Here is a 24,634-nt window from a genome sequence, read left to right on the forward strand (position 1 = left end):
GCTCTGCCTCTGTGGATTCTATCACCGGCACAAGTGGCGCCGATACCATTGCCGGTGGCGGCGGTGCGGACGTTATCAATGCGGGCGACGGCGCCAACCTGATCTCCGGCGGTGCAGGCGCCGACAACCTGATCGGCGGCACAGGCGCAGACACTTTTGCCGCGACTTCCGCGGACATCACAGGCCTGGCAGAGACCGTCAGTGGCGGCGGCGGCACGGACGTCCTCGCCCTCAATGGCGGCGGTGCCTTTGACCTCTCCAGCGCCACACTAAACAGCGTTGAGCTGATCTCCGGCTCCACCTCCGCAGATTCCATTACAGGCACAAGCGCTGCCGACACGATTAACGCGGGCGATGGTGCAAACCTGGTCTCTGGCGGTGCTGGTGCGGACGTGATCTCGGGCGGGGCGGGCGCGGACAGCCTGTTCGGACAGAACGATAACGACACCCTGTTCGGGCTTTCCGGTAATGACTTTCTCGATGGCGGCGCCGGCGCGGATGTCATTTACGGCAACGCCGGAGCAGACACACTCTCCGGCGGGGCCGACGCGGATACGCTCTATGGCGGGGCCGACGCGGATATCATCTCGGGCGGGGCCGGGGCCGATCTGCTGATTGGCGGCACTGGCAATGATACCTTCACGGGCAGCGTCAGCGATCTCAACGCCGACACAATCTCCGGCCTTGAAGCCGGCGACACGATCGTCATCACCGGCACCGACCTTTCGAGTCTGAACGGCACCACCGCCGGCAGCACAATCGATCTCGGCGGCGGCAGTACGCTGAACCTCGCCGGCACGTCAGGCAGCGTGACATTCACGGCCTCCTTCTCCGGCGGCAATACGACCCTCACCACCGCAACGGCGACTCCCTCGGCTTCTTCCGACAGCGGAAGCAGTTCAGGCGGCGGCCTGACCGTGACCAACCAGACTGCGGCCGACACAGAGGGCACCGCCACCGGGCGTACACTGGCAAACACCAGCGGCAGTACCGCGACCGGCGCGCTCGTGCAGAATACCGGCAACGGCAACGTAGTGACGGCGACGCTGCCGTCCGGCGTATCACTGACAACCTCCGGCACCTCCAACGCACAGCCGACCAGCACGGCCAGCACCACCCTGACCGGCGAGATCCAGGCAACAGAGCCGGACACGGGTGCGCAGAGCTTCCTCGACGGACACGGCCAGACCTTCATCACCGGCTCCGGCGGCGTCAGTCTCGATATCCGCTCGATCACCTTCTCCGGCGGGGGCTCGGGGGCCCAGACCGTTCAGATCACCGGCGATACCGGGACATCTACCGGTTCGGAGGCTTTCGTCATCGATACCTCCGGCTTGCCAACGGGCTCTATCTTGCAACTCGACAATATCGAGTTCGCCGCCATCGTCGGCAACGCGACCGTCAATGGTGGCGCGGGCCAGAACTATGTGGTCGGCGACGATGCAACCCAGTTCATCTCCCTCGGTGCCGAGGACGATACCCTTGCCGGCGGCGGCGGAAACGACACAGTCGGCTCCGGCTTCGGCGAGGATATCGTCTACGGCAACCAAGGTACCGACTCCGTCTTCGGCGGCGGCGGCATGGACACCGTCTATGGCGGTCAAGGCGATGACACTGTTCTCGGTGGCAACGATAATGACGTCGTCTACGGTAACAAAGGCAACGACACCCTCTACGGTGGAGAGAACGAAGATCTCCTCTATGGCGGCCAGAACGAGGACATTGTCTATGGCAATGCCGGGAACGACACACTTGCCGGCAATCTAGGCAACGACACGCTCTATGGCGGACAGGGCTCGGATTACGTGGCGGGTGACGGCGGCGCAGACCTGCTCTTTGGCAATGCCGGAAACGACACACTTGTCGGCGGTGGCGGAGCGGACACTTTTGTCTTTGCGTCAGGTGGCGGAAACGATCAGGTCAACGACTTCCAGGCGGGGATTGACAGCCTGCAATTCCAGGATGGGTTGACCTACACAGCAACGGAAAGTGACGGGAATACGCTGCTCACACTCTCCGATGGTGGAACAGTCACCCTCATAGGCGTCAACCAAAGCGCCCTCGGATCTGCGGCGACGGCAGGCTGGGACCTGATTTAACGCACGTGGTTCGCGGTTTATCCGGAACGATGTGATGCACGTCCCGACATAGCGTGCATCACACCTCGGCCTATTCCGGCAAGTTTCTCCAGCTTGTTGTCCTCAAGCAGGATGAGCTTGGCGAGGTCGATTGCGATCGACGCGGCCTCGAAGGCGAAGAAGGCGGGCAGGCGCAAGCCGTGTGCCCGCCAGACGCGCATGCGGTTGCGGTAGATATAGTACCGGCGGAACCCTGAATGGCTGTTGAAGCGGAAGTCACGACCAAGTAGCCGCTTGTGTTCGAACTCGCCAAGCCGGTGTTCCAGCCCGGCATCGCCGACTGCGACCAGCCCCCAGCCGAACCGCCGCATGCGAAAGGCGAATTCAAAGTCGATGTAATCGACGAAGAAATCCTCGCGCATCAGGCCGATCTCTCGGAACACTTCCGCTTTCACCAGGCTTCCCGAGGCCATGACAAAGGCAACATTGTCGAGCACATCGCCTGGCCCGAACCGGACCCGCCGGAAATCGAAAGCATGTTTCGAGACATAGGCGCGAGCTTTCAGGGTGCATTCCGCATCGTGCAGACGCGGCGCGACAAGGCCGATCCGCTCCGGTGCCGGATGACTGGCATAAGCGGCCAGCAGGGCCTCAACCATGCCCGCGTCAGGAACGCTGTCATCGTCGAGCAGCAAAACCCAGTCCGCGCCTTCTTCCAGTGCCTGCCGGATACCCTGGTTCTGCGCGGCCGCGAGCCCCACATTCTCGTCATTCAGCACCAGCCGGACTTTGTCCCCGTCGGCTTCAGCCACTTCCTTCAGCTTTTCCGTCACCTGATCGCCAGAATCATTGTCGACGACAATGATGCGCCCAACCTGCGGGGCCAGCGCTTCCAGCCCCCGGAACAGCCGTTCATCGGATTGATAGGAGACGATAATGGCGGCAACGCTAGTCTGCTGCATGTTCCACCCCGGTTGGCGGGATCAGTCCCGCTCTGTTTTCACGCCGGATCGGCCGACGGTCGCCTTCCTTGGCGAAGAGTTTTGCAGGATTCCAGCTCAACGCGGAAAGAAACGTGCAAATCCCCACCTTTCGGCTGGATTGAATTGCGGCCCGCTGTTTCATGATTTCGGGGAAAGCTGCAAGCGCATCCCTGATCGCCCTTACCCGCACGGCACTGTCGCCGCGCACCGGGCCAAGCAGGACAATGAGCGCGAGCTGTGCCAGCAGCAACGGCAGAATCAGATGGAACACCGGCGCGGGCATCGTGCGCAGGAACGTCCAGATCCGGTTCCGTGTGATGTGGTAGCGGGAGAATTCCGAGTTCTCACCGGCAATGGCCGAGGCGACATGCCGGACCCGGGCACCAGCAAGCTGAATACAGCGCTCGCCGGCAAGCCGCAAACGCAGCCCGAGTTCGACATCCTCGTAGTAACAGAAATAGGTCTCGGCAAAACCGCCGACCTGCTCGAAGACATCTTTGCGATAAAACGCAGCAGCGGCACAGGGCCCCATCACCTCGGCATCTTCCGATATCAGAGATGCGGGCTTCAGCCGGTCACCCCGCCAGGCAAGACCGAGCGGGCTGTAATGATCCCCCGCACCGTCCAGCAAGTCCGGGTCGCTGTCGAGAAGCTGGGTCGAGCCGAAGACGGAGATGCCGTCATAGCGAGCGACAGCATCCGCGAAGGCCTGGAGCCAATCCGGCTCGGCAAAGGCATCCGGGTTCAGCAAGGCGAGCCAGGTCCCTCGCGCCTGCCGGGCAAGCAGATTGTTACCGGCGGCAAAGCCTATATTTTCCGGGCTGCGCACCAACTCAGCCGGGACGCCGAGATCTCCCAGGTCAATATCATCTCCGTCCGGAGACCCGTTATCGAGCACCAGGATTTCGAAATCGCGGCATGTCTGCGCTTCCAGCGCCGCCAGACAGCGGGGCAGGTACGCGCCCGAATTATAGGCGACGACAAGGACGGAGATTTGTGGCGCTCTGGCTACCATGCGGGTCTGCAATTGGCTGATTTTTCATGACCATAGCATGGCCTTATCTCCGCTTTCGAGCACGGAGACACAATCCGCGCAAACAAAAGGGGCTCGTCAGCGACGAGCCCCGTAGGGAGAGTCTCGGAAGGATCACTTCGCCAGGTTAGGGGGATGCGCGAAAACGCTCCTGGACGTGATTGCTGCCGCTGGGGGAAACGGCGCTTCCTTGCAACTCAATCTAGTGCGCAGCGGTAAAGAAAGCCTTAAGCGAGCAGCAGAAAAATAGCGGTCGGGCTAAACCAGCAGCTTGCGGATGAATTGCGGCAAGCCGAACGCGCCTGCATGGGCTTCCGGTGTGTAATAGCGGCAGGAGATGTCAGCGGCTTCGAACCGCTCCGCAATCTTCGGAACGGGAAGCTGGCGCAAAGACTTATCGTCACTGGCCCAGCCAAAAGCCATCAGCCCGCCCTGATAGGTCGGCACCGCTGCCGTGTAGAACCAGACATCGGTGAAATGCGGGCTGAGACGGTTGAAGCTGTTCGTCACCTCGCCGCCTTGCACAAACGGCACGCCGTTCTGTGTAAGCAGAATACCGCCGTCGGTGAGGCACCGCTTGCAGGCCTGGTAGAAGCTCTCCCGGAACAGCACCTCGCCCGGCCCGATGGGATCGGTCGAATCGACGATGATCACATCCCAGCGCCCGTCCGTCTCCTCGACGAACTTCGCCCCGTCGGCGAATTGCAGATCGAGTCGGGGATTATCGAACGCACCGTTGCTGAGAGACGGCAGATGCTCGATGCACATGTCGACGACGCTGCGATCAAGCTCGACCATTGTCACCTGTTCGACCGATGTGTGACGCAGCGCTTCACGCGCCATGCCGCCATCGCCGCCGCCGATGATCAGCACGCGCTTCGCCCGGCCATGGGCCAGGATCGGCACATGCGTGAGCATCTCGTGATAGACGAACTCGTCGCCCTCAGTGGTCTGGACGATGCCGTCGAGCGCCATCACCCGGCCGAAAGCACGGTTTTCGAAGATGATCAGATCCTGATGCTCCGTCCGTTCCCGGAAGAGCACCTTGTCGATCACCAGACGTTGTCCGTAGCCGCTGTGGAGGGTTTCGCAGAACCACTCGCTCATACGGTCAGGCCCCGTTTCAGGTCGTTGAGCTGAATTGAGTCAGGACGGAAAGCCCGACGAAGCACCGCGATCGCCTTGTGCGGTTCGGCATCTCCACACATGAATACATCGAGCGCAGCATAGCCCCGCTCCGGCCAGGTGTGGATGCTGATATGCGACTCAGCAAGCACAGCAACACCCGACACACCGCCGTTCGGCGTGAAGTGATGCAGGTGAATGTGCAGCAAGGTCGCCCCGGAAACCTCGACGGCTTCGCGCAGGGTTTCCTCGACATGTGCGAGGTCATCCAGTCGCGAGGCGCCAACCAGATCGATGATCAGGTGCGTGCCGGCAAAAACCAGCCCGTCCTTCTTCACGAAATGATCGAGAGATGCATCCGAATGCGTCGGTGCCCATTGAACGACCGTGCCATCATTATTGGCCGTGCCGGTGGTGTCGGAATTGGTTCTGCTCGGTTGAGTATCCGAGTCCATCCCCAAATCAGCGAAGGCGACGTTTTTATCCATCAACCCCTCCTATCCAGTAGATGTCCCAGTTACCCCGTCGCATCCCGCTTGCCGCAACACCGTTGGGCGGAATGGTCTGGCGTTCCTTTCGCTCCGCATGAAGCGGATATAAGCGCGGCGTTCTGAGGCTTTTAGCCCCCCGTAGCAAGTTAATTCTGACCCGCCGCTCGAAAAAGTTCGACCGGAAGCGCCCCACTTCGTCGCGGTGCCCTGCCGGTCGCGTCTTTCCAAGACACAAATGCGCAATATGTGCGCCTATGTCAAGTCCGTACCTGGATGATTTTTTCAACGCGGCCGCAAGGCGATGCAATCAATCTCGACAAGCGCTTTCCTGGCCAGCCCGGTGACCCCGATGCAGGTCCGGGCCGGTCGGGTTTCGGCACCGAAATACTCCGCATAGACGGTGTTCATCGCATCGTAGTCACGCTCGAATTCCGTCAGGAACACGCGGGCAGAAACGACATGGCTGAAATCGAGTCCGAGCCCCTCGAGCACCAGTCGCAGATTCTCCATGGTCCGGCGGGTTTGCGCCTCGACGCCATCCGGCAGCGGCCGCGCGTCATCCTCTGGATCGGTCGCCAGCTGACCCGTGATCAGACACCAGTCGTCAATCTCGACAGCGTGGCTGTATGGAGCGACCGGAGCTGGCGCCTGATTGAATAAATGAAACACCGGTCCCGTCATGGCACGTCTCCCCAATCACTCCACACGCGTCGCTGTACCGGCACTGCGCCGGTTCTTACGCCTTTGCCGAGGAACGGCCGCGCCGCGTCGATCATGCAGTTCGGCAATGATCTGAAGTCTGCGATCACTGTCATACCGTGACCAGCCCGAAATCTCCTCGATCGTCCGCCAGCAGCCGAGACAATGACCGCTCTCGCGGTCGATCTGGCAAACGGCAACGCAGGGAGATGGAATATCGGGCATGACGAAAATCTACCGACCACAGTTTCAGAACATCGAAGCATTGCAGAAAAGAAAACGGCGTGGATCAAAAATCCACGCCGTCTGCGTCGGTTTATAGTCCGGAAGCGGCGTTAAGCTGCTTCGGTCACATTGCTTTCGAAAGCATTGATCAGGGCTGCAAAGCTCTGGATCATCTCAGCGATACCTTCGGTGCCGCTGGCGGTGACCAGGTTGCCTTCGGTCACGGAAGCGACCTCTTCCCAGCTGGCACCGGCGGCTTCGAGAGCCTCACGGGTGTCGGCGGAGGAGGTAACGGTCCGGCCCTTGGCATCCTCGACGGTGATCAACAGGGACGTGGCATCGCCGATCAGGGCAACCGGCATACCGGCGCGCATGAAAGCTTTCAGAACGCGCTGGGCATGGGGGTCTTCAGCAAGCTTCTCAACGCCACGGACACCGCCCGGGACAACGAGGCCAGCATAATCAACGGCCAGCGTGTCAGCCAAGTCCGCGTCAACCGGGAAGAAATGGCCCCAGGAACCGTCGTACCAGCCATTGACGAGGCCGGTGGCGCGGGAAACGGCTTTGACCGTCGCGCCGGCGGCAAGCAACTGCTTTTGGGGCTCGACGAATTCGACTTCATCGAAACCGTTGGCGACCATGATTGCGATATTTTTTCCGGTGAGCGGCTTGTCCTGCATTTAGTTCTCCTTTTTCTAGCGTCTCGTCGGGTGCGGCGGGGCCGGAACGGTCCTGGATCAAGACACTCCCGGAATGCACCGAAAAATCGGACTCCGGAAAGCAAGTCTCATCAAAACGCCGAATGTGGGCTGGATCCCTCAACACCCGGTCAAGGCCGGGAGCGGGATCAAAACAATTGAAACCGACGAGCATTAGCTCGCGGCGTCGGAGATAGCGAAAATCGAGACGAAATTCAAGTCAAGAGATGTGCATGGCTGCGTTGCGCGGATAAATCCGGGCCGGGATGCTGGCAAATTCCCAATCCGCCGAACATCCGATCATCTCCACACCAGCCTCAACATGAGTTGAGATGCGATTGGCATCACTGGAGCGGGTGAAGGGAATCGAACCCTCGTATTCAGCTTGGGAAGCTGATGTTCTACCATTGAACTACACCCGCGACACCGCCAAAGATGCGCAAGCAGCGCCCTGCTTACAAGTGAAATCGTCTCTCTTGAATGACGGCGGCACGATCACGCACGCCGGCGTCTCAACCGGTTCTGTCTCGGACGGACTTTTCCTCTTCGGTTAATCCCCTGCGACGCGGGCAATTCCCGCCCTTCCGACGCTTTACAGTCCCATATAGTCACGACATGGTGAGAGATTGTGCGGCCGCTGGCGCTTGCCCGACTGTTGGCGGTGGCGCACGCTGCGCTCTATGTAGACTCTTCGGAGTTCCGCTCCACATATAGCGTTGGCACCGGGGACACCGGTAGCAAAGGACAGCGACGGCGCGGGTGAAGGGTGAAAAGAGTGTACAGCGAGACCACGGGCGCGATCAGGGTATTTGTTCAACCCCACTATCTTCCGGATCATTCGGACCCGGAGGAACATCGTTTTGTCTGGGCCTACAAGGTCACGATCGAGAATCTCGGAGATGCGGAAGTACAGCTGCGTGCACGTCATTGGGAGATTACGGATGCCCTCGGACGCCAACAGAAGGTCGACGGGCCAGGCGTCGTCGGTGAACAGCCAGTGATCCGACCGGGCGAAAGTTTCGAATATACTAGTGGTACGCCGCTCGGAACGCCTTCCGGCTTTATGAGCGGTCACTATGACATGACCGGCCCGGACGGGCACATTTTCACTGTTTCGGTACCCAGTTTCTCGCTGGACCTACCGGAAGCGGCCGGACGGCCAAACTGAGCGGATGCGCAAGTCGGGCATCCATTGGGAACACTGAGGGCGTAACCCCATCACAATTCATGCGCCCTTGACCGAGAAGGAATTCAAGAATGTCGCCTTATGACAACGCACTGCGCGCAGAGGCCGCGGCGGACCACGATGTCGACGTTAAGGTCGGCGGACCACGCCCCTCGCGCGAAGACGCGGAAGCGGCGGTTCGTACTCTGATCGAATGGGCCGGGGACGACCCGGACCGGGAAGGGTTGCTGGAGACGCCGGCACGCGTCGTGCGCTCTTACGAAGAACTGTTCAAGGGGTATGACAGCGATCCACGGGTCTATCTCGAGCGCATTTTCGAGGAGACCGAGGATTATCACGAGATGGTCCTGTTGAAGAATATCCGCATGGAATCCCATTGCGAGCATCACATGCTGCCGGTCATCGGCCGGGTTTCAATCGCCTATATGCCGAACAACCGCGTGGTCGGCGTCAGCAAGCTGGCCAGGGTCGTCGAGACTTTTGCAAAGCGGCTGCAGATCCAGGAAAAAATGACCGCGCAGGTCGCCAATACGATCCAGGATGTGCTTCAGCCCAAGGGCGTTGCCGTCATGGTCGAGGCGGAACATCAGTGCATGACCACCCGTGGTGTGTGCAAGCCAGGCGCCAGTATGGTCACCAAGACGTTGACCGGCTGCTTCAAGGAGGATGCCGAGCTTCGCAAGGAATTCTTCGACCTGGTTACGAAAGGCAACTGACCACTTCATAACCGGGACCGGAACATCGGGGGCGCGGCCACTGGGCAGCGCCCCTTTTCCGTTTCGGTACTGGACATCGGGCTCCAGCCAGTCCAATGATCCCCGCTCTGTGCAAATGGATTTGGAGCGCGGACTTGGTCGCCATTGGTCCGGTCCTTCACATCGTCGGTCTTCTCATGTCGATCATGGCCGTGGCCATGTTGCTGCCGGCCGGTGTGGATCTCATCGTCGGCAACTCCGACTGGGAAGTTTTCACCGGCGCGTCCGCGTTGTCCCTCTTCATCGGCGTTTCGATGATGTTGAGCACGTCGAGTCCATCGGTAACCAATCTGAGCCTCCGCCAGGCGTTCCTTCTGACCACGCTCAGCTGGCTGACGATCGCAACAGTCGCCGCACTGCCGTTTGCCTTCTCCCAGCTCGACATGACTGTCGCCGATGCTTTCTTCGAGAGCATGTCGGGTGTGACCACCACCGGTGCGACCGTTATCGTCGGGCTCGATCACGCACCACCGGGAATCCTGCTCTGGCGCGCCCTGCTGCAGTGGCTCGGCGGCATCGGTATTATCGTCATGGCCCTGGCCGTGCTGCCGATGTTGAGCGTCGGCGGCATGCAGCTGTTTCAGACCGAAGCGTTCGATGCGCCGGACAAGGTGGTGCCTCGCGCGGCGCAGCTGGCAGGCGGGATCAGCGGCATCTATCTGGCCTTCACCGCAATATGTGCGACCGCACTCTGGATCGCCGGCCTCCCGGGCTTCGACGCAATCACCCACGCCATGGCAACGATCGCGACAGGCGGCTATTCGACCCGCGACGATTCCATCGGGCACTATGATAGCGCCCTTGTGGACTGGATCGTCTTTGTTGGCATGATCGCGGGCAGCCTGCCATTCGTCTACTACCTGCGAATGATGCGCGGATCGCTCCGCCCGCTGTTCCAGGACAGCCAGGTGAAGTGGTTTCTCGCCATCGTGGCAATCGTGGTCTCCGCCGTCTCGCTGTGGAACTGGCATGTGCTTGATTTCGCGCCGATGCAGGCGCTGCGGTATGCCGCCTTCAACATGGTCTCGGTGATGACCGGGACCGGGTTTACCACGACCGATTACGGAAACTGGGGAGGCTTCCCGGTCACCGTCGTCATGTGCCTGATGTTTGTCGGCGGATGCGCCGGATCGACGACCTGCGGCATCAAGATCTTCCGGATCCAGGTCCTCTATGCCACCGCACAGGTCCAGATCGAGCGGTTGCTGCGCCCGCACGGCGTTTTCATCCCCTACTACAACCGCAAACCGATCCCGGAAACGGTCTCGGAATCGGTGATGGGTTTTTTCTTCCTCTACATGCTGTGTTTCGCGGCGTTGGCGGCCCTGCTTTCCTTCATCGGCCTCGACTTCATCACCGCGGTCTCGGGGGCCGCAACCGCGATCAGCAATGTTGGCCCCGGCCTCGGCCCGATCATTGGGCCGGCGGGGAATTTCGACTCTCTGCCCGACAGTGCAAAATGGCTCTTGTCATTCGGCATGCTGCTCGGCAGGTTGGAGCTGTTCACCGTCCTGGTGATGCTCTCTCCCTCCTTCTGGCGCCGCTAGGCGCTGCCCGGAAAGGTATCGCGACATGAGCGAGATGCTCGCCCAATCCATTTCCATGCTCGACCGCCTGGTCGCTTTCGACACCACGTCCCGTCTGTCCAATCTCGCGCTGATCGACTTCGCGCGGGACTATCTGGAAGGCCACGGCATTCCGACGCGGACGACCTTCAACGAGGACAAGACCAAAGCCAACCTCTGGGCCACCATCGGCCCGGAAGACAAGGGCGGCGTCGTGCTCTCCGGTCACGTCGACGTGGTTCCGGTCGACGGCCAGGACTGGAGTGCCGAGCCATTCACCATGTGGGAAGCCGACAAGAAGCTGTTCGGACGCGGCACCGCCGACATGAAGGGTTTTTGCGCCATCGCGCTGGCCATGGCGCCGGAAATGAAAAAGCGCGGCCTGAAGACACCGATCCATCTCGCGTTTTCCTACGATGAAGAGGTCGGCTGCATTGGCGTGCGCGGCCTGATCAAGGACATGACGGAGAATCTGCCACTGCCGATCGCCGTCGTGGTCGGCGAGCCGACCGGCATGAAGATCATCGGCGGCAACAAGGGTAGCCGTAGCCTGATGGTCACCGTGCGTGGTGTCCCGGGCCATTCCAGTGAGCCACACCGCGGCGCCAACTCCATCATGTTCGCTGCCCGAATCATCAACCTGCTGGAACAGATCCAGGCAGAGCTCCAAAAAAACTCCCATGAGGACAGCCAGTTCGACCCGCCCTACACCACAATCGACCTCGGCATCATCGAAGGCGGCACCGCGCATAACATCATCCCGGAATTCACCAAGTTCCGCTGGGGCATGCGGCTGCATCCAGGTGATGACGGCGAAGCCATTGAGCAGCGCGTCCGCGATTATATCGAGAGCGAGCTGAACCCGGCCCTCAAGGCTGTATCGCCTGAAGCAGGCGTCACCATGGAGCTGGTCAACGACGTGCCGCCGCTCGTACCGGACACGGAATCCGCTGCCGAAGACCTGATCCGCCACCTGACCGGCCTCAACCAGTCTGGCGCGGTGTCCTTCGGCACTGAGGCTGGCTTCTTCCAGCAAGCCGGCGTCCCGGGCGTGATCTTCGGCCCCGGCTATATCCAGCAAGCGCACCAGCCGGACGAGTTTATCGAGATCTCACAGGTCCAGGAATGCGTCGAGTTCATGGCCAAACTGACGGACTGGGCCGCTCAAAACGGCTAAGCCGGAACGGCTCTCACGCCAGTCACCACCTTGACCGCGTCGCCAACCGGTGAGACGGTTCGCGACAGTTAAAAAAACGTCCGGCACCGAAACCGGACGATGGTCAAGGGGGAGACCGGCATAATGGCCGAGGACAATTCGAACAAGGACGATCCGAACAAAGGCAAGCGACGCTCGTCCGACTGGTATGGCAAAGCCGACAAGGATGGCTGGGCGCACCGTTCCTGGATGAAGAACCGGGGCATTCCCGCCGATATGTTCGACGGACGCCCGGTGATCGGCATCTGCAACACCTGGTCCGAGTTCAATCCTTGCAACGCCCATTTCCGCGATATCGCGGAGCGGGTGAAGCGCGGGGTCTATGAGGCGGGCGGCATGCCCGTCGAATTCCCGGTCTTTTCCACCTCCGAAAGCCAGCTCCGCCCGACGGCAATGCTTTACCGCAACCTGGCCTCTATGGATGTCGAAGAAGCGATCCGCGGCCTGCCGATGGACGGCGTCGTACTGCTGGTTGGCTGCGACAAGACCACGCCCTCGCTGATGATGGGCGCGGCAAGCTGCGATCTCCCCACCATCACGGTTTCCGGCGGCCCGATGCTGAACGGCCACTATCGCGGCGAGCTGGTCGGCAGCGGTACCCATGTCTGGAAATTCTCCGAGATGGTCCGCGCCGGCGAGATGACGCTGCAGGATTTCATGGATGCCGAGCAGGACGGCGCCCGTTCCGCCGGCCACTGCATGACCATGGGCACCGCCTCCACCATGGCCTCCATGGTGGAATCCCTAGGCGCCGGCTTGCCGCACAATGCGGCCATCCCCGCTGTTGATTCCAGACGCAATGTACTGTCCCAGATGGCCGGGCGCCGAATTGTCGAGATGGTACGCCAAGACATCAGAATGTCGGACGTGCTGAAGCGCGAGAATTTCGAAAACGCCATCATGGTGAATGGCGCGATCGGCGGCTCCACGAATGCCGTGGTCCATCTGCTCGCCCTCGCCGGACGAATGGGCATCGACATCACACTGGACGATTGGGACCGGCTCGGCCGGGACGTGCCCTGCCTGCTCAACCTGATGCCGTCCGGCGAATTCCTGATGGAGGATTTCTTCTATGCCGGCGGTCTGCCCGCGATCATCCGCGAGCTGGAAGGTTTCATCCACAAGGACGCGCTGACGGTCAACGGCCGGACGATTTGGGAAAACAACAAGGACGCGGAATGCTGGAACCGGGAGGTTATCTTCCCGCTCGACAAGCCGTTCAAGCCGAATGGCGGCATTGCCGTCCTGCGCGGCAACCTTGCTCCCGACGGCGCCATCATCAAGCCATCCGCCGCCTCGCCGGAACTTATGAAGCATCGCGGCCGGGCCGTGGTGTTCGAGACCATCGAGGATTACAAGGAGAAGATCGACGATCCGAGCCTCGATATCGACGAGACCTGCATCATGGTGCTGAAAAACTGCGGCCCGAAGGGATATCCGGGCATGGCGGAAGTCGGCAACATGGGTTTGCCGCCGAAAGTCCTGAAGAAAGGCATCACGGACATGATCCGGATTTCCGATGCCCGGATGAGCGGGACCGCCTATGGCACGGTGATCCTGCATTCGGCACCGGAAGCCGCTGCAGGCGGGCCACTCGCCTTCGTTCAGAACGGTGACATGATCGAGGTCGATGTCGATGCACGGCGCATGCATCTCGATGTTTCAGACGAAGAGATGGAGCGTCGGCGGGCCGCCTGGCCCGGGTTCGAATCGCCCTATGACAGGGGCTACTCCAAACTCTACGTTGAACATGTGGAGCAGGCCGACAAAGGGGCGGATCTGGATTTCCTCGTCGGTCGCAGCGGAACGCCGGTCATGCGCGAGTCGCATTAATAAAAATTTCTGACTTCAGTGCGTGCATGATGGCTGCGTTATAATACGAAAGTATGCAATGATTGATGAATAATCATTCTGTAGCGCGTCGGCATGCATCGCACCGAAATCGAAGACAAGAACACTCTAATGCGGCGGCGTCGTTACCATAAATTGATGGCAAACGGCGCGTATAGGCATGAAAAAGACGCATATACCGGATGAATCCCGCATTTCGGATGCTCCGGAAACAGAGGTAACGCCTCACGACGACAAGGAATTCCTGACCGACATTGCGCATGAAATGCGCAATGCGCTGAGTGCGCTTCGGGCTTACACGCATCTCCTGAAGGTCGAGAAGCACGGACCGCACAGCCACCCGCAATATCAACGCTATTCCACCGTGGCCCATGATGCTGCCGAAGCCCTCGTACGCATCTGCGACCGGTTGCTAGACAGAGATGAGACGGGAGCACCGGGTCCTGTTTCACCGACGGATGCGACAGCAGTCTCCAAAAACACCGCCGAACGCTATATGGCACTGGCGGGAGAGAAAAACATCTCTCTTTATGTCCAGTTCGAGCCGGGTTTTCCGTCTCTGCCAATCCCCCAGGCAATCCTTGAAGATGTACTCGGTAATCTGATCACGAATGCAATCAAGTTCACTCCATCGGGCGGAACCGTTGCGGTGATCGGCAAGTGCGATCCAAAATCCGGTGCCGCTATCATGGTGATCCGCGATACCGGCACGGGGATGTCACCCGAGAAGCTCTCGGAAGTTCTCCAGTTTCTGCCGGTCAAACCGGCGGAAGGTTCGGATGGAGAGCTTGGGACCGGCCGCGGGCTGTCGATCATGAAGAGCCAGCTCGCCCCCTATGGCGTGGATATCGAAATCAGGAGCAATCCTAATTTCGGCACCTCCGTCGCGCTTGTCTTCCAGAACGATTAGCGGCCCTTATCAGGGCATTGCCGCCAGCGCCTTGGCAAAAAAGTCCGGGCCGCCAAAGTTACCGGACTTGAGCGCCAGCGCGATGGGCTCGTCGCCCAGTGAAACTGTCGCCGGGACTCCGGGGTCGATCTGCGCGCCGATGCGGAGTCCAGCGACGCCCAGCGCGGAAACAACAGCACCGGAAGTCTCACCGCCCGCCACCACAAGGCGCCGAACCCCCGACGCAACCAGTCCTGTCGCAATCGCGGCCATCGCCTCTTCGATCAGCGCGCCAGCCTCCGCACGGCCCAGACGATCCTGTATGGCACGTACCGTCTCCGCCGGCTGGCTGGCATAAACCAGCACCGGGCCCGCCGGAATCTTCTCTCGCGCCCAGTCGAGTACTTCCTGAACCACATTCTCGCCATCCGCCAGGCGCAGCGGGTCAATGCCAACGGATGGATGATCCGCCTTGAACCGGTCGATCTGCCCGAGCGTCGCAACGGAACAGCTCCCGGCGAGCACCGCAGCATGACCAGAAACCGCTGGAACAGCATCCGCGCCGCCGGTTTCGCCCAACAGCCCCTGCCGCCGGTAGTTCTCCGGAAGTCCCAGGGCGATTCCTGAGCCACCGGTAATCAACGCAAGGTCAGACAGAGAACAACCAATTGAAAATAAATGACTATCCAGAACCGCATCGACGATAGAGATGCCACCGCCAGTCGATTTCAACGCTTCTATTTCAGCCGAGATGGCGTCCGTACCAGCTTCCACGGTAGCGAATTGGATCAATTTAACTGGTTTTTTAGTTTGTCGTTGCAGGACCGACACGAGATTGCTGTCGGTCATCGGCGTCAGAGGATGATTTCGCATTGGACTGTCGGAAAGAAGCTGGTCGCCGACGAACAGATGACCCTTGAAAATCGTCCGCCCCGTCTCAGGGAAGGCCGGACAGGCAATCGTGAAGTCCGTCCCAAGATCGGCCATCAGCGCATCCGTCACCGGACCGATATTGCCCTCGTCGGTCGAATCGAAGGTGGAGCAATACTTGAAGAAATACTGCCGGCAGCCCGCATCTTGCAGCCATTTCAGCGCGGCGCGTGACTGAGCGACGGCCTCCTCTGCCGGGTTGGTCCGCGACTTCAGGGCGACGACGATGGCATCGGCCTCGGGAACAACCGTGTTCTCATCGGGGACACCGATCAGCTGCACGGTCCGCATGCCTCCGCGTACAAGCATGTTCGCGAGGTCCGTGGCTCCGGTAAAATCATCTGCGATGCAGCCAAGAATAGGCGCCATAATCGCATGTCTCCCTTGGAAAATCAGTTTCTGGATCGGGCAGAGCAGTCTGCTGTAGGCTGCCTCTCCAATCAAGCGCGGGTCCGCGCAACAACCGGCAATTTCAAGGACCGGCAACCAAGGGGGTGTTCATGCCAAAGCTGGCAGCCAATTTATCCATGATGTTCCAGGAGCATGCGTTTCTCGACCGGTTCCAGGCCGCGGCCGATGCCGGCTTCAAGGGCGTCGAGTTCCTGTTCCCATATGATTTTCCGGCTGAAACAATCCGGGCACGCCTCAAGGAGGCTGGCCTCGAACAGGCGCTTTTCAACTTGCCGCCGGGCGACTGGGAGGCTGGCGATCGCGGTTTCGCGGCGATTCCCGGACGGGAAGACAGTTTCGGCGAGGCGCTGGAACTGGCGCTCGATTATGCCGAGGCCCTCGACTGCCCGCGTCTGCATGTGATGAGCGGCATGGTGCCCGACGGCGTCTCCCGCGAGGCATGCACGGAAACCCTGACAGCCAATCTGCGAAAGGCTGCGCCGATCGCGGCCGCACGCGGCAAGACCCTGATCATCGAGCCAATCAACAACATCGATATGCCTGGCTATTTCCTGAACTATCAGGCTCAGGCCAAGTCGATCCTGCAAGCCGTCGGTGCCGATAATGTCCGGCTGCAGTTCGATCTCTATCACTGCCAGATCATGGAAGGGAATCTCGCGGTCCACATGCAGGATTATCTCGACCTGATCGAGCATATCCAGATCGCGGGCGTCCCGGGTCGGCACGAGCCCGATATTGGCGAGATCAACTATCGTTACCTGTTCGATCTGATGGACGAGCTTGGCTATGACGGCTGGGTCGGCTGCGAATACCGGCCAGAAGCCGGGACCATCGACGGTCTCGGATGGAAGAAGGAGTGGTCCCTATGAAAATCACCATCACCGGGGCCACAGGCTTCATCGGTCAGAAACTGGCCCGGCGCCTGCTCGACTCCAACGCACTGGTCTCCGCCGACGGCAGTCGGCAGAGCGTCACCGAGCTGACCCTTCTCGACACCGTACCTGCGCCTGCCGCGCTGACGGACGATAGCCGGGTGCGCAGCCTCTCCGGCGACATCACCGACAGCGCCCTCTTGGCCGAGGCCATTCCGGGCGACACGGACAGCGTCTTCCATCTTGCCGCCATTGTAAGCGCCGGGGCGGAGGAAGATTTCGAACTCGGCATGGCCGTCAATCTGGATGCCACGCGCAACATTCTGGAAATCCTCCGGCAGGCCGAAGGCACGCCGAAGATGGTCTTCGCCAGTTCCTGCGCCGCTTTTGGCGGAGACCTGCCCAATATCGTCGAGGACATGACGGCGACCACACCGCAAACCTCCTACGGCACCCAGAAAGCCATCGGAGAGCTGCTGGTTTCGGACTACAGCCGGCGCGGTTTCGTGGATGGCCGTTCCCTGCGCTTCCCGACCGTCGTGGTACGCCCAGGAAAACCGAACAAGGCCGCCTCCACCTTCGCCAGCTCGATCTTTCGCGAGCCGCTGCAGGGCCAGCGCGCCGTCTGTCCGGTCGCCGGAGACGCCAAGATGTGGCTCGCCTCCCCGCGCAGCATCGTCGAGAATACGGTCCATGCCCACAACCTGACGGGCGAAGCCTGGGGCGCATCGCGCACCGTGTCGCTCCCGGGTTTCTCGCTCACCGTTGCGGAAATGGCGAAGGCACTGGAACATGTCGCCGGCCCGGTCGTCGCCTCCCGCATCGACTGGGAGCCCGATCCCTTCATCGAGAAGATCGTGCGTGGCTGGCCGCCCGCTTTCAACACCAAGAAAGCAGCCGCACTCGGCTTTACGCAGGATGAGGGCATGGAAGCCGTGATCCGGGCCTTCATCGAGGATGAGCTGAACGGAAAGATCGCCGCTTAACCGGATTACTCCCGGCGCAGCACCTTGTCGACGATCAGGGAAAAGAACCACTGATCGGGGAAGGAAGCCTGCAATGCATCGGGATCATATTCCGTCTCGACCCAGTCACGGAATGTGATCCCGGTTTCGTCGTGTCGGTCGGCAAAGGTTTCGAAGACGAAATCGACAACACCGGTCCTGCCCTGCCGCAGGTGACCAAAGCGAAGCGACAGCTGGTCCATCGCCTCACGCATCGGCACGTCATGCTTCAGATGCAGATAAAGCGTGCTCATCAGCCCGGTACGGTCCGCACCGGACTTGCAGTGCATCAATGTCGGACCCTCAAGCTGGTCCCAGACATTGATCGCGTCGATCATGGTCTCCCGCTTCAGCGGATTGCGGGAACGGATCGGCAGGCTGATCAGCTTCAGTCCGAGCCGCTCGCAGGCTTCCCGTTCCAACCGATAACGATAATTGTCCTGCTCCGAGCCGCGCAGATTAAGGATGGTTTTGAACCCGGCCGCGGCGAAGCGCTCCAGATGCCACGGAGAAGGCTGGGCCGAGCGCCACAGGTCATCCCGCACCCGATGCTTGTTCAGATAGATCGAGCGGACGATTCCATGATCCTGCGCCATCAGGTGCCACCAGGCGCGCAGACGCTCAAAGCCTTCAAGGCGCGGAAGAGAGGGGCTCTCGGGCACGGAAGCGTCGGTCATCAAATCTCACTCACGGCTGTCGCGGTCGGGATCATGGATTAGTCCCGCGCCCCGCGCTCACCGATCATCAGGGTAAAGGGAATCCGGCCACGCTCGAACACCATCTGCCCCATTGCGGTTACGCATTTATGCTCTTCGTTCTTGAAGGAGGCGTTAATTTCGAAATCCACCATTTCGTCGGGGAACACCTTCTCATCCACATATTCCGCGAAAGCCTGGATGATCTTGATCGGTGTCTTCGACCAGATCGCGTCGTCATCAACGGTGAATGTATAGTCTTCCTGCGTGTGACGCGTCGCGCTCATCATTGTCGCGACCAAAGTTTTAGACATGACCGAACTCCCCTAAACCTGAGGCTCTTCTACACGCATTTTCTGGCGATTTTATGATTCTATCCCTGTATCCAGGGTAATTTCGCCTCATCCTCCGCAATAAACAGCGTACCGCCTATGGTCTCGGGCAGCGAGAGCCGGAGATAGCCACCCAGCGCCTCCGGCTCAAAACCTCGCTCGCGCAGAAATGCCTCCGTCTTGGCGAGATCTTTGGACAACAGCCCATACCCAACAATCAGAGGGCCGTCCCCCGGCAACTCGGCGTCCGGCACGAGCTCGTCAAGCCCGGCCTCATCCACAACCACCACACCACCGCGATCAAGCGGAATGCGCCAGACATGTTCGCTCATCGGCTTCGGGCCGCCACGGTTGAGGAACCAGCAATAGCGCGCGGCCACCTTGTCGAGAGTCTCGACGCCGACCACCACATCGCGCAGCGCGACGATGCCATTGCCGTGATGTAGCCAGCGGTCCTGCCAGACGATCTCCTCGGTATGATGCGCTACATATTGCACCCGGCCTTCAGGCATATCCTGCGACCGTACCCGGCAAACGGTGAAGGAGGCTTCGTCCTCGCCTCCGCTGGCCAGGCTGACCGGGCGCCTCAGGTTTACCAGGGGCTCCGGGTGAAAGCCCGTCAGGGTCAACCGGCCTTGAACGCTTTCCGGATCGGCACAGGAAAAGGCAATCAGATGCAGGCCGACATAACGCTCCATCTGGGCTGCCGAGCGCTCACCAAGCGGTGTTGTGGCATCGGAGACCGTGATCACCTCAATATAGCCCTCCGGCAGCATGATGCACCGGTTGGCCGTTCCGGACGGCACCGGCTCCACCTCCTCGCCAACGATATGGCGGTGCTCGGTATAGGGCGTCTGCACGAAACCGAGCCGATTAAACTCGCGATGTGCCTCCGCCATGTCCGGCACGAAGTGCGCGATATGATCGAGGAAGATCTCCTCTCCGACTGGCAATTGCCGCGGCTGTTCCATGTTCCGTTCTTTCCCGGCTTGCTTTCCGAATCTGCGGCGTCACTATGCGGAGAAATCAAAGCACTGAAAAGTAACGGTTGATGCGTATTTTATTCGGATGGGAATTCGGGGCCGGACTAGGCCACATCAACAGGATCAAGCCGATCGCCCGTGCGCTCCGGGAACGGGGCGCGGAGATCTTCCTCGCCCTGCAGGAAACGGAACGCGCGGACGCCTTCTGGGACCCGGGGACGGGAAAACTCCCGGACGGCTATCACCTGCTGCCGATCCCGCGCTGGAACATGCCGTCCGATCCAAAAGCACGGACTGTGCCGACCCATTCCTTCGCCGATGTGCTGAACCTTATCGGCTACGGCAACGAAGGAGGCTTCGCAGCCCGGCTCGAAGCCTGGAGCGGGCTATTCGACGCTGTGCGCCCGGATCTGGTGATCGGCGATTTCAGTCCGACCATGAACATCGCGGCGCGCGGCCGGATCCCGTCCCTGACCATCGGGAACGGCTACACCATGCCGCCCGGCGGCCGACCAATGCCGCCGATCCGGCCGTGGCAGGACGCGCTGGAAGATTTCTCAAAAAAGCATGAGGCGAAACTGCTCGCCATCATCAACAAGGTTCTCCGGTTGCGCGGCGAAGGACAGCTCCCCTATCTGAGCGATGCCTTTCACGGTGATCGGTCCTTTCCGCTCACCCTTTCCATCGTCGACCCCTACGCAGCCCACCGCGAGGAAAAGACCGTACCGCCCTTCAACATGCCGACGGATATCACGCCGCTGCCGAAAGAACAGCGACCGGCCGACGGCGTGTTTTTCTACATGCCGCATTCCCATCCGCAGCTGAAACTGGCGATCGATTCCCTGAAACAAAGCGGCCTCCAGGTTCTGGCCTATATCAGCGGCATCAACGCCGAGGCAGCACGCTCGAACTCCACGGCCCGGTTCCGGATCAGCCCGACGCCCCTGCCCTTCAACGAGGTCATGCCTAAGGCGCGGCTTCTGGTGCACCATGGCGGCCTCTCGACAGCGGTTGCCGGCACCATGGCCGGGACCCCGCAAGCGATCATGCCCTGGAACCTGGAACACCTCGTGACCGCCAAGCGGATTGAAACGCTCGGTGCGACACGTGTGCTGAACAATCCGGCAAAAGAACTTCCTGGCAAGGCGCTGACACAATTTTTTGTCCAAGCGGCCCGCGACGATGCCCTTCTCGAAAAAGCTATCGGTGCAGCCAGATCGGTCGAACTGGGGAGCCCGGATGCCGGGCTCCAGACCATCGTCTCCGCCTGTTTCGAACTGGCGGGGAAAAACGGTAAATAATCACTCTTGAGGTGAGTTGTTTTAATTGCAACTCATTCTCATAATCACTACCCTGTCCTGACCATGCGATGGGAGGGATAAATCGTGCAGCATTTGCTCACAGCACAAACAGGTATTCAGGCGCGAACCGGAAGCGGGCCACTCCCTTCGCCATTGACCACTCCGGCATTGGACGAGTTCGAAACCCTGATCCTCTGGGGCATGCGGCAATGGATGCGCGCCCATGAGGAGCGTCGCTGCGCAACAGGCTCGGTTCTCGACGCGTTTGAGTTCTCGGGGCTTGTTCCGGCTCTCGCGCCGCTTAACCGGATGATGACACTCCTGGTTCTCGGCAGCCGCCGGCGCCTCGCCATTGCGACAATAGAGACCGCACCGCTGAGCATCGATGAGCAGCTGCTCCTGCGTATCCTGAACGCAGCCCGGCAGCGCCAGGCCGATCTGGTGGAATCCCGCCTCGGAATGTGGATGGAGCAGATCAGCATCCAGGCAACGGCGCTGGCAGCGATGCGCCTGGCGAAGGCCGCATTCTCATCCCGCAAAGCAGTTGCTGCGGCGGTTTAGGGAAAGTCGGCACGCTTGCCTTAAAAAGAAAAAGGACACCCCGCCCGCGCAGCAGGGTGTCCTAACACTCAATGCAAATCCGTAGATGGATCTACGTCAGTCCATCTCGTTCGCTTCGGACTGCAGCAGCAGATAGTTGGGCATGCCCAACTTCTCGATCATGCCGAGCTGCGTCTCGATGTAATCGACGTGACCTTCTTCGTCCTCGAGGATCTCGGCAAAGAGATCGCGGGTCACATAATCACCGACCGACTCGCAATGCTTGATGCCCGCCTTGTAATTGGCAATGCCGTCCAGCTCGAGCTTCATGTCGCCTTCGAAGATCTCCTTGACGTCCTCGCCGATCAGCAGCTTGTCGAGATACTGCAGGTTCGGAACACCTTCGAGGAAAAGGATGCGGGCCATCAGCTTTTCTGCATGCTTCATCTCGTCGATGGACTCGTCGTACTCGTGCTTACCGAGCTTCGAAAAACCCCAGTCCTGCAACATCTTGGCGTGTAGAAAATACTGGCTGATGGCGGTCAATTCGCCCTTCAGTCCATTGTTCAAAAACTCGAGAACCTTGCTATCGCCCTTCATAGGCCTTGCTCCAGTATGAATGTCCGGAACCGAAGATAGCACTGATTAGAATAATTCCAAGTATGTTCGCAAAATCAATACTGCGAATTATATTCAATATAACAAAGACTTAGGGTTTGCCTCAAAACCTACGCGACGTCTGTGGAAGACATTTCAATCTCACTGGTCCGCGCCGCGAGCTGCTCGCGAATGGTGTTCATGCAAGTGCCGCACTGCGGACGGCAGCCGACATTCTGGTACACCTGACCAACCGTTCTCGCACCAGCCTCGATAGCCTTGTCGACGCAGCGATTGGTAAATCCATTGCACAGACACACATACATCGCGCGATACCCGCAATTGAGAGTCATTCGCATATGATCGTTCTTGCGACTGATTGTCAATACGAAATAAGGCACCAAAATTGGTCTGTATTAGTTTTTCCCGGAAACACCAGGAAACCGGCCGTTTTTTTCTGGGGTAAAATGAGTCGGGCGGCCCCGAAGGACCGCCCTAGCTCGAGCCGAGAGGGAGGGAGCGAAGTCGAAAGGCTCGAGTGTTCCGTTGCTGGCGTCCTTCCGAAGAACAACGCTGGCTTGGTACTTTTTTACCCGTTAAACCTGAACATTTCGTAAACAGGACAAATAAATCCACCTGCGGTATTAGCCTGTACCGGTGAGCATGGGACGCGTGGCGAAAATGACGGCAAAAGCGCTGATGTTTCAGGGAACTGGCTCGGATGTCGGGAAATCCGTTCTGGTTGCCGGCCTGTGCCGTCTGGCAGCCCGGAACGGCCTCAGGGTCCGTCCGTTCAAACCCCAGAACATGTCCAACAATGCCGCCGTCACCGTCGATGGCGGCGAGATCGGCCGGGCGCAGGCATTGCAGGCCCGCGCCTGCGGTCTTGAGCCACACACGGACATGAACCCGGTGCTGCTGAAACCCGAAACCGACCTCGGATCCCAGGTGGTCGTGCAGGGCAAGGCGCGCGGCCATGCTAAAGCCCGCGCCTATCAAGCCATGAAACCGGATCTTCTGGGAGCGGTCTGCGAAAGCTTCGCGCGCCTGAAGGAAGAGGCTGACCTCATCCTCGTCGAAGGCGCCGGCAGTCCGGCGGAAGTCAACCTGCGGGCCGGTGATATCGCCAATATGGGCTTTGCCGAAGTCGCGGGATGCCCCGTGGTTCTGATCGGCGATATCGACCGTGGCGGCGTCATCGCCTCCCTCGTCGGAACCCACGCCGTAATCCCCGAGGCAGACCGCCGGCGTATCGCCGCCTACCTGATCAACAAGTTTCGCGGCGACGCCTCGCTGTTCGACGAAGGGTTGCGCATCGTCACGGAGCGAACCGGCTGGTCGTCGCTCGGCGTGGTGCCGTATTTTCCCGAGGCCCGGAAACTCCCTGCGGAAGACGCCGTCGCCCTTGAAACCGCGATCAGGGAGACTGCGGGGCCAGTCAAGATCGCCGTTCCCCGGCTTTCCCGCATCGCCAATTTCGACGATCTGGACCCGCTGCGGCTGGAGCCGGACATCACGGTTGATATCGTGGAGCCCGGACGCGCTTTGCCTGGCGATGCCGCGCTGATCCTGATCCCCGGCTCGAAATCGACCATCGGCGACCTTGCCGACCTGCGCGCCCAAGGTTGGGACGTGGATATCGCCGCCCATGTCCGGCGCGGCGGCCGGGTGCTCGGGATCTGCGGCGGATATCAGATGCTCGGCCACAAGGTGCATGACCCGGACGGACTGGAAGGCCCTGCCGGATCGGCTGACGGCCTCGGACTGCTGGACGTGGAGACCGTGCTCTCCCCTGAAAAAGCCCTGAAACGCGTCACCGGCACCTCCGCCACGGGCGAGCCAATTTCCGGATACGAGATCCATATCGGCCGGACTGACGGCCCAGACAGATCCCGGCCCTTCGCCACCATCGACGATGGAGATGGCGCGCATCAGGACGGTGCCGTCTCCGCGTCGGGACAAATCGCCGGCAGCTATCTGCATGGCATGTTCTCGGACGACGGCTTCCGCCGAAGCTTTCTTGCCAATCTCGGCGCCACCCGCTTTTCAGACATGAGTTTCACCGCCGAGATCGACGGCGTTCTGGACCGGCTGGCCGATCATCTGGAAACCTATCTGGACACTGAAACTCTGTTCGGTCTTGCCCGCTGAGCGCGGTCGTTTATGGTGCCGCCG

General features: G+C 60.3%; 25 protein-coding genes and 1 tRNA gene. 12 read left to right on the top strand and 14 right to left on the bottom strand.

Annotated elements, in window-relative coordinates; genetic code table 11:
- A partial coding sequence (locus VOI22_RS16360) for a calcium-binding protein (RefSeq protein WP_323797525.1) occupies nt 1–2,099 on the top strand: 2,099 nt, incomplete at its 5' end.
- A 17-nt stretch (nt 2,100–2,116) separates the two neighbouring features.
- Here VOI22_RS16360 and VOI22_RS16365 read toward each other — a convergent pair.
- The 8 genes from VOI22_RS16365 to VOI22_RS16400 form a co-directional block, all read right to left on the bottom strand.
- Nucleotides 2,117–3,040 (bottom strand): glycosyltransferase family 2 protein, encoded by a 924-nt coding sequence (locus VOI22_RS16365; protein ID WP_323797526.1) that lies wholly within the window; start codon nt 3,038–3,040, stop codon nt 2,117–2,119.
- Complete coding sequence (locus tag VOI22_RS16370; protein ID WP_323797527.1) at nt 3,027–4,076, bottom strand: glycosyltransferase family 2 protein; 1,050 nt, start codon at nt 4,074–4,076, stop codon at nt 3,027–3,029. The genes VOI22_RS16365 and VOI22_RS16370 overlap by 14 nt, the downstream gene beginning before the upstream one ends.
- 276 nt (nt 4,077–4,352) lie before the next feature.
- Nucleotides 4,353–5,201: a polyamine aminopropyltransferase gene (gene speE / locus VOI22_RS16375; RefSeq protein ID WP_323797528.1), complete on the bottom strand. Its 849-nt coding sequence runs from the start codon at nt 5,199–5,201 to the stop codon at nt 4,353–4,355.
- Nucleotides 5,198–5,707: an adenosylmethionine decarboxylase gene (speD, locus tag VOI22_RS16380; RefSeq protein WP_051284782.1), complete on the bottom strand. Its 510-nt coding sequence runs from the start codon at nt 5,705–5,707 to the stop codon at nt 5,198–5,200. The genes speE and speD overlap by 4 nt, the downstream gene beginning before the upstream one ends.
- 285 nt (nt 5,708–5,992) lie before the next feature.
- On the bottom strand, nt 5,993–6,391 hold the full coding sequence (locus tag VOI22_RS16385) for a RidA family protein (RefSeq protein ID WP_323797529.1): 399 nt from the start codon (nt 6,389–6,391) through the stop codon (nt 5,993–5,995).
- A 15-nt stretch (nt 6,392–6,406) separates the two neighbouring features.
- Nucleotides 6,407–6,634 carry a DUF1289 domain-containing protein gene (locus VOI22_RS16390; RefSeq protein ID WP_323797530.1) on the bottom strand — a complete coding sequence of 76 codons (228 nt, stop codon included), beginning with the start codon at nt 6,632–6,634 and terminating at the stop codon, nt 6,407–6,409.
- Nucleotides 6,635–6,744: 110 nt separating this feature from the next.
- Nucleotides 6,745–7,314: a DJ-1/PfpI family protein gene (locus VOI22_RS16395; RefSeq protein ID WP_323797531.1), complete on the bottom strand. Its 570-nt coding sequence runs from the start codon at nt 7,312–7,314 to the stop codon at nt 6,745–6,747.
- A gap of 366 nt (nt 7,315–7,680) precedes the next feature.
- A tRNA-Gly gene (locus VOI22_RS16400) sits at nt 7,681–7,754 on the bottom strand.
- A gap of 353 nt (nt 7,755–8,107) precedes the next feature.
- On the opposite strand from VOI22_RS16400, the gene apaG reads away from it, so the two are divergent.
- From apaG to VOI22_RS16430, 6 genes are all read left to right on the top strand, one after another.
- Nucleotides 8,108–8,500: a Co2+/Mg2+ efflux protein ApaG gene (gene apaG, locus VOI22_RS16405; protein WP_323797532.1), complete on the top strand. Its 393-nt coding sequence runs from the start codon at nt 8,108–8,110 to the stop codon at nt 8,498–8,500.
- 89 nt (nt 8,501–8,589) lie between these two features.
- Nucleotides 8,590–9,234 carry a GTP cyclohydrolase I FolE gene (gene folE, locus VOI22_RS16410; RefSeq protein WP_323797533.1) on the top strand — a complete coding sequence of 215 codons (645 nt, stop codon included), beginning with the start codon at nt 8,590–8,592 and terminating at the stop codon, nt 9,232–9,234.
- Nucleotides 9,235–9,368: 134 nt separating this feature from the next.
- A complete protein-coding gene (locus VOI22_RS16415) occupies nt 9,369–10,820 on the top strand; it encodes a TrkH family potassium uptake protein (RefSeq protein ID WP_028465930.1) in 1,452 nt (483 codons plus the stop codon).
- 25 nt (nt 10,821–10,845) lie between these two features.
- Nucleotides 10,846–12,015: an acetylornithine deacetylase gene (gene argE, locus VOI22_RS16420; protein WP_323797534.1), complete on the top strand. Its 1,170-nt coding sequence runs from the start codon at nt 10,846–10,848 to the stop codon at nt 12,013–12,015.
- A gap of 123 nt (nt 12,016–12,138) precedes the next feature.
- Complete coding sequence (locus VOI22_RS16425) at nt 12,139–13,887, top strand: IlvD/Edd family dehydratase (protein ID WP_323797535.1); 1,749 nt, start codon at nt 12,139–12,141, stop codon at nt 13,885–13,887.
- A 178-nt stretch (nt 13,888–14,065) separates the two neighbouring features.
- Nucleotides 14,066–14,815, top strand: coding sequence for a HAMP domain-containing sensor histidine kinase (locus VOI22_RS16430; RefSeq protein ID WP_323797536.1), 750 nt, complete (start codon nt 14,066–14,068; stop codon nt 14,813–14,815).
- A gap of 9 nt (nt 14,816–14,824) precedes the next feature.
- Here VOI22_RS16430 and otnK read toward each other — a convergent pair whose 3' ends face one another.
- The gene (otnK, locus tag VOI22_RS16435) at nt 14,825–16,093 is read right to left on the bottom strand and encodes a 3-oxo-tetronate kinase (protein WP_323797537.1); all 1,269 of its coding nucleotides are present in this window, start codon (nt 16,091–16,093) and stop codon (nt 14,825–14,827) included.
- A gap of 131 nt (nt 16,094–16,224) precedes the next feature.
- Between otnK and otnI the strand changes: the two genes are divergently transcribed.
- Entirely contained in the window at nt 16,225–17,004 is a 780-nt protein-coding gene (otnI, locus tag VOI22_RS16440) for a 2-oxo-tetronate isomerase (RefSeq protein WP_323797538.1), read from the top strand.
- Nucleotides 17,001–17,993 (top strand): D-erythronate dehydrogenase, encoded by a 993-nt coding sequence (denD, locus tag VOI22_RS16445; RefSeq protein ID WP_323797539.1) that lies wholly within the window; start codon nt 17,001–17,003, stop codon nt 17,991–17,993. Before otnI ends, denD begins: the two co-directional genes overlap by 4 nt.
- Nucleotides 17,994–17,998: 5 nt before the next feature.
- Here denD and VOI22_RS16450 read toward each other — a convergent pair whose 3' ends face one another.
- The 3 genes from VOI22_RS16450 to VOI22_RS16460 are packed head-to-tail and all read right to left on the bottom strand — an operon-like array spanning nt 17,999 to nt 20,009.
- Nucleotides 17,999–18,688, bottom strand: a complete 690-nt coding sequence (locus VOI22_RS16450) for a fused DSP-PTPase phosphatase/NAD kinase-like protein (protein WP_323797540.1) — start codon at nt 18,686–18,688, stop codon at nt 17,999–18,001.
- Nucleotides 18,689–18,726: 38 nt separating this feature from the next.
- The gene (locus VOI22_RS16455; protein ID WP_323797541.1) at nt 18,727–19,020 is read right to left on the bottom strand and encodes a hypothetical protein; all 294 of its coding nucleotides are present in this window, start codon (nt 19,018–19,020) and stop codon (nt 18,727–18,729) included.
- Nucleotides 19,021–19,079: 59 nt separating this feature from the next.
- A complete protein-coding gene (locus tag VOI22_RS16460; RefSeq protein ID WP_323797542.1) occupies nt 19,080–20,009 on the bottom strand; it encodes a VOC family protein in 930 nt (309 codons plus the stop codon).
- Between the two features lie 80 nt (nt 20,010–20,089).
- Here VOI22_RS16460 and VOI22_RS16465 point away from each other — a divergent pair, with 80 nt between their 5' ends.
- Nucleotides 20,090–21,322: a glycosyltransferase gene (locus VOI22_RS16465; protein WP_323797543.1), complete on the top strand. Its 1,233-nt coding sequence runs from the start codon at nt 20,090–20,092 to the stop codon at nt 21,320–21,322.
- Nucleotides 21,323–21,406: 84 nt separating this feature from the next.
- Nucleotides 21,407–21,883 carry a hypothetical protein gene (locus VOI22_RS16470; RefSeq protein WP_323797544.1) on the top strand — a complete coding sequence of 159 codons (477 nt, stop codon included), beginning with the start codon at nt 21,407–21,409 and terminating at the stop codon, nt 21,881–21,883.
- A 96-nt stretch (nt 21,884–21,979) separates the two neighbouring features.
- On the opposite strand, the gene bfr is transcribed toward VOI22_RS16470, so the two are convergent.
- The gene (bfr, locus tag VOI22_RS16475) at nt 21,980–22,462 is read right to left on the bottom strand and encodes a bacterioferritin (RefSeq protein WP_323797545.1); all 483 of its coding nucleotides are present in this window, start codon (nt 22,460–22,462) and stop codon (nt 21,980–21,982) included.
- 128 nt (nt 22,463–22,590) lie between these two features.
- Nucleotides 22,591–22,818 (bottom strand): bacterioferritin-associated ferredoxin, encoded by a 228-nt coding sequence (locus VOI22_RS21125; RefSeq protein WP_416366259.1) that lies wholly within the window; start codon nt 22,816–22,818, stop codon nt 22,591–22,593.
- Between the two features lie 322 nt (nt 22,819–23,140).
- Between VOI22_RS21125 and VOI22_RS16480 the strand changes: the two genes are divergently transcribed.
- Complete coding sequence (locus tag VOI22_RS16480; protein ID WP_323797546.1) at nt 23,141–24,610, top strand: cobyric acid synthase; 1,470 nt, start codon at nt 23,141–23,143, stop codon at nt 24,608–24,610.
- Nucleotides 24,611–24,634 lie beyond the last annotated feature (24 nt).

It is taken from the genome of Nisaea sp. (assembly GCF_034670185.1).
Taxonomy (GTDB): Bacteria; Pseudomonadota; Alphaproteobacteria; order Thalassobaculales; family Thalassobaculaceae; genus Nisaea.

What these genes read in the sequence shown, in the direction of transcription:
- VOI22_RS16365 (WP_323797526.1), bottom strand. Translation starts at nt 3,040, where the DNA reads ATGCAGCAGACTAGCGTTGCCGCCATTATCGTCTCCTATCAATCCGAT.
- VOI22_RS16370 (WP_323797527.1), bottom strand. Translation starts at nt 4,076, where the DNA reads ATGGTAGCCAGAGCGCCACAAATCTCCGTCCTTGTCGTCGCCTATAAT.
- speE (WP_323797528.1), bottom strand. Translation starts at nt 5,201, where the DNA reads ATGAGCGAGTGGTTCTGCGAAACCCTCCACAGCGGCTACGGACAACGT.
- speD (WP_051284782.1), bottom strand. Translation starts at nt 5,707, where the DNA reads ATGGATAAAAACGTCGCCTTCGCTGATTTGGGGATGGACTCGGATACT.
- VOI22_RS16385 (WP_323797529.1), bottom strand. Translation starts at nt 6,391, where the DNA reads ATGACGGGACCGGTGTTTCATTTATTCAATCAGGCGCCAGCTCCGGTC.
- VOI22_RS16390 (WP_323797530.1), bottom strand. Translation starts at nt 6,634, where the DNA reads ATGCCCGATATTCCATCTCCCTGCGTTGCCGTTTGCCAGATCGACCGC.
- VOI22_RS16395 (WP_323797531.1), bottom strand. Translation starts at nt 7,314, where the DNA reads ATGCAGGACAAGCCGCTCACCGGAAAAAATATCGCAATCATGGTCGCC.
- folE (WP_323797533.1), top strand. Translation starts at nt 8,590, where the DNA reads ATGTCGCCTTATGACAACGCACTGCGCGCAGAGGCCGCGGCGGACCAC.
- argE (WP_323797534.1), top strand. Translation starts at nt 10,846, where the DNA reads ATGAGCGAGATGCTCGCCCAATCCATTTCCATGCTCGACCGCCTGGTC.
- VOI22_RS16425 (WP_323797535.1), top strand. Translation starts at nt 12,139, where the DNA reads ATGGCCGAGGACAATTCGAACAAGGACGATCCGAACAAAGGCAAGCGA.
- VOI22_RS16430 (WP_323797536.1), top strand. Translation starts at nt 14,066, where the DNA reads ATGAAAAAGACGCATATACCGGATGAATCCCGCATTTCGGATGCTCCG.
- otnK (WP_323797537.1), bottom strand. Translation starts at nt 16,093, where the DNA reads ATGGCGCCTATTCTTGGCTGCATCGCAGATGATTTTACCGGAGCCACG.
- otnI (WP_323797538.1), top strand. Translation starts at nt 16,225, where the DNA reads ATGCCAAAGCTGGCAGCCAATTTATCCATGATGTTCCAGGAGCATGCG.
- denD (WP_323797539.1), top strand. Translation starts at nt 17,001, where the DNA reads ATGAAAATCACCATCACCGGGGCCACAGGCTTCATCGGTCAGAAACTG.
- VOI22_RS16450 (WP_323797540.1), bottom strand. Translation starts at nt 18,688, where the DNA reads ATGACCGACGCTTCCGTGCCCGAGAGCCCCTCTCTTCCGCGCCTTGAA.
- VOI22_RS16455 (WP_323797541.1), bottom strand. Translation starts at nt 19,020, where the DNA reads ATGTCTAAAACTTTGGTCGCGACAATGATGAGCGCGACGCGTCACACG.
- VOI22_RS16460 (WP_323797542.1), bottom strand. Translation starts at nt 20,009, where the DNA reads ATGGAACAGCCGCGGCAATTGCCAGTCGGAGAGGAGATCTTCCTCGAT.
- VOI22_RS16465 (WP_323797543.1), top strand. Translation starts at nt 20,090, where the DNA reads ATGCGTATTTTATTCGGATGGGAATTCGGGGCCGGACTAGGCCACATC.
- bfr (WP_323797545.1), bottom strand. Translation starts at nt 22,462, where the DNA reads ATGAAGGGCGATAGCAAGGTTCTCGAGTTTTTGAACAATGGACTGAAG.
- VOI22_RS21125 (WP_416366259.1), bottom strand. Translation starts at nt 22,818, where the DNA reads ATGCGAATGACTCTCAATTGCGGGTATCGCGCGATGTATGTGTGTCTG.
- VOI22_RS16480 (WP_323797546.1), top strand. Translation starts at nt 23,141, where the DNA reads ATGACGGCAAAAGCGCTGATGTTTCAGGGAACTGGCTCGGATGTCGGG.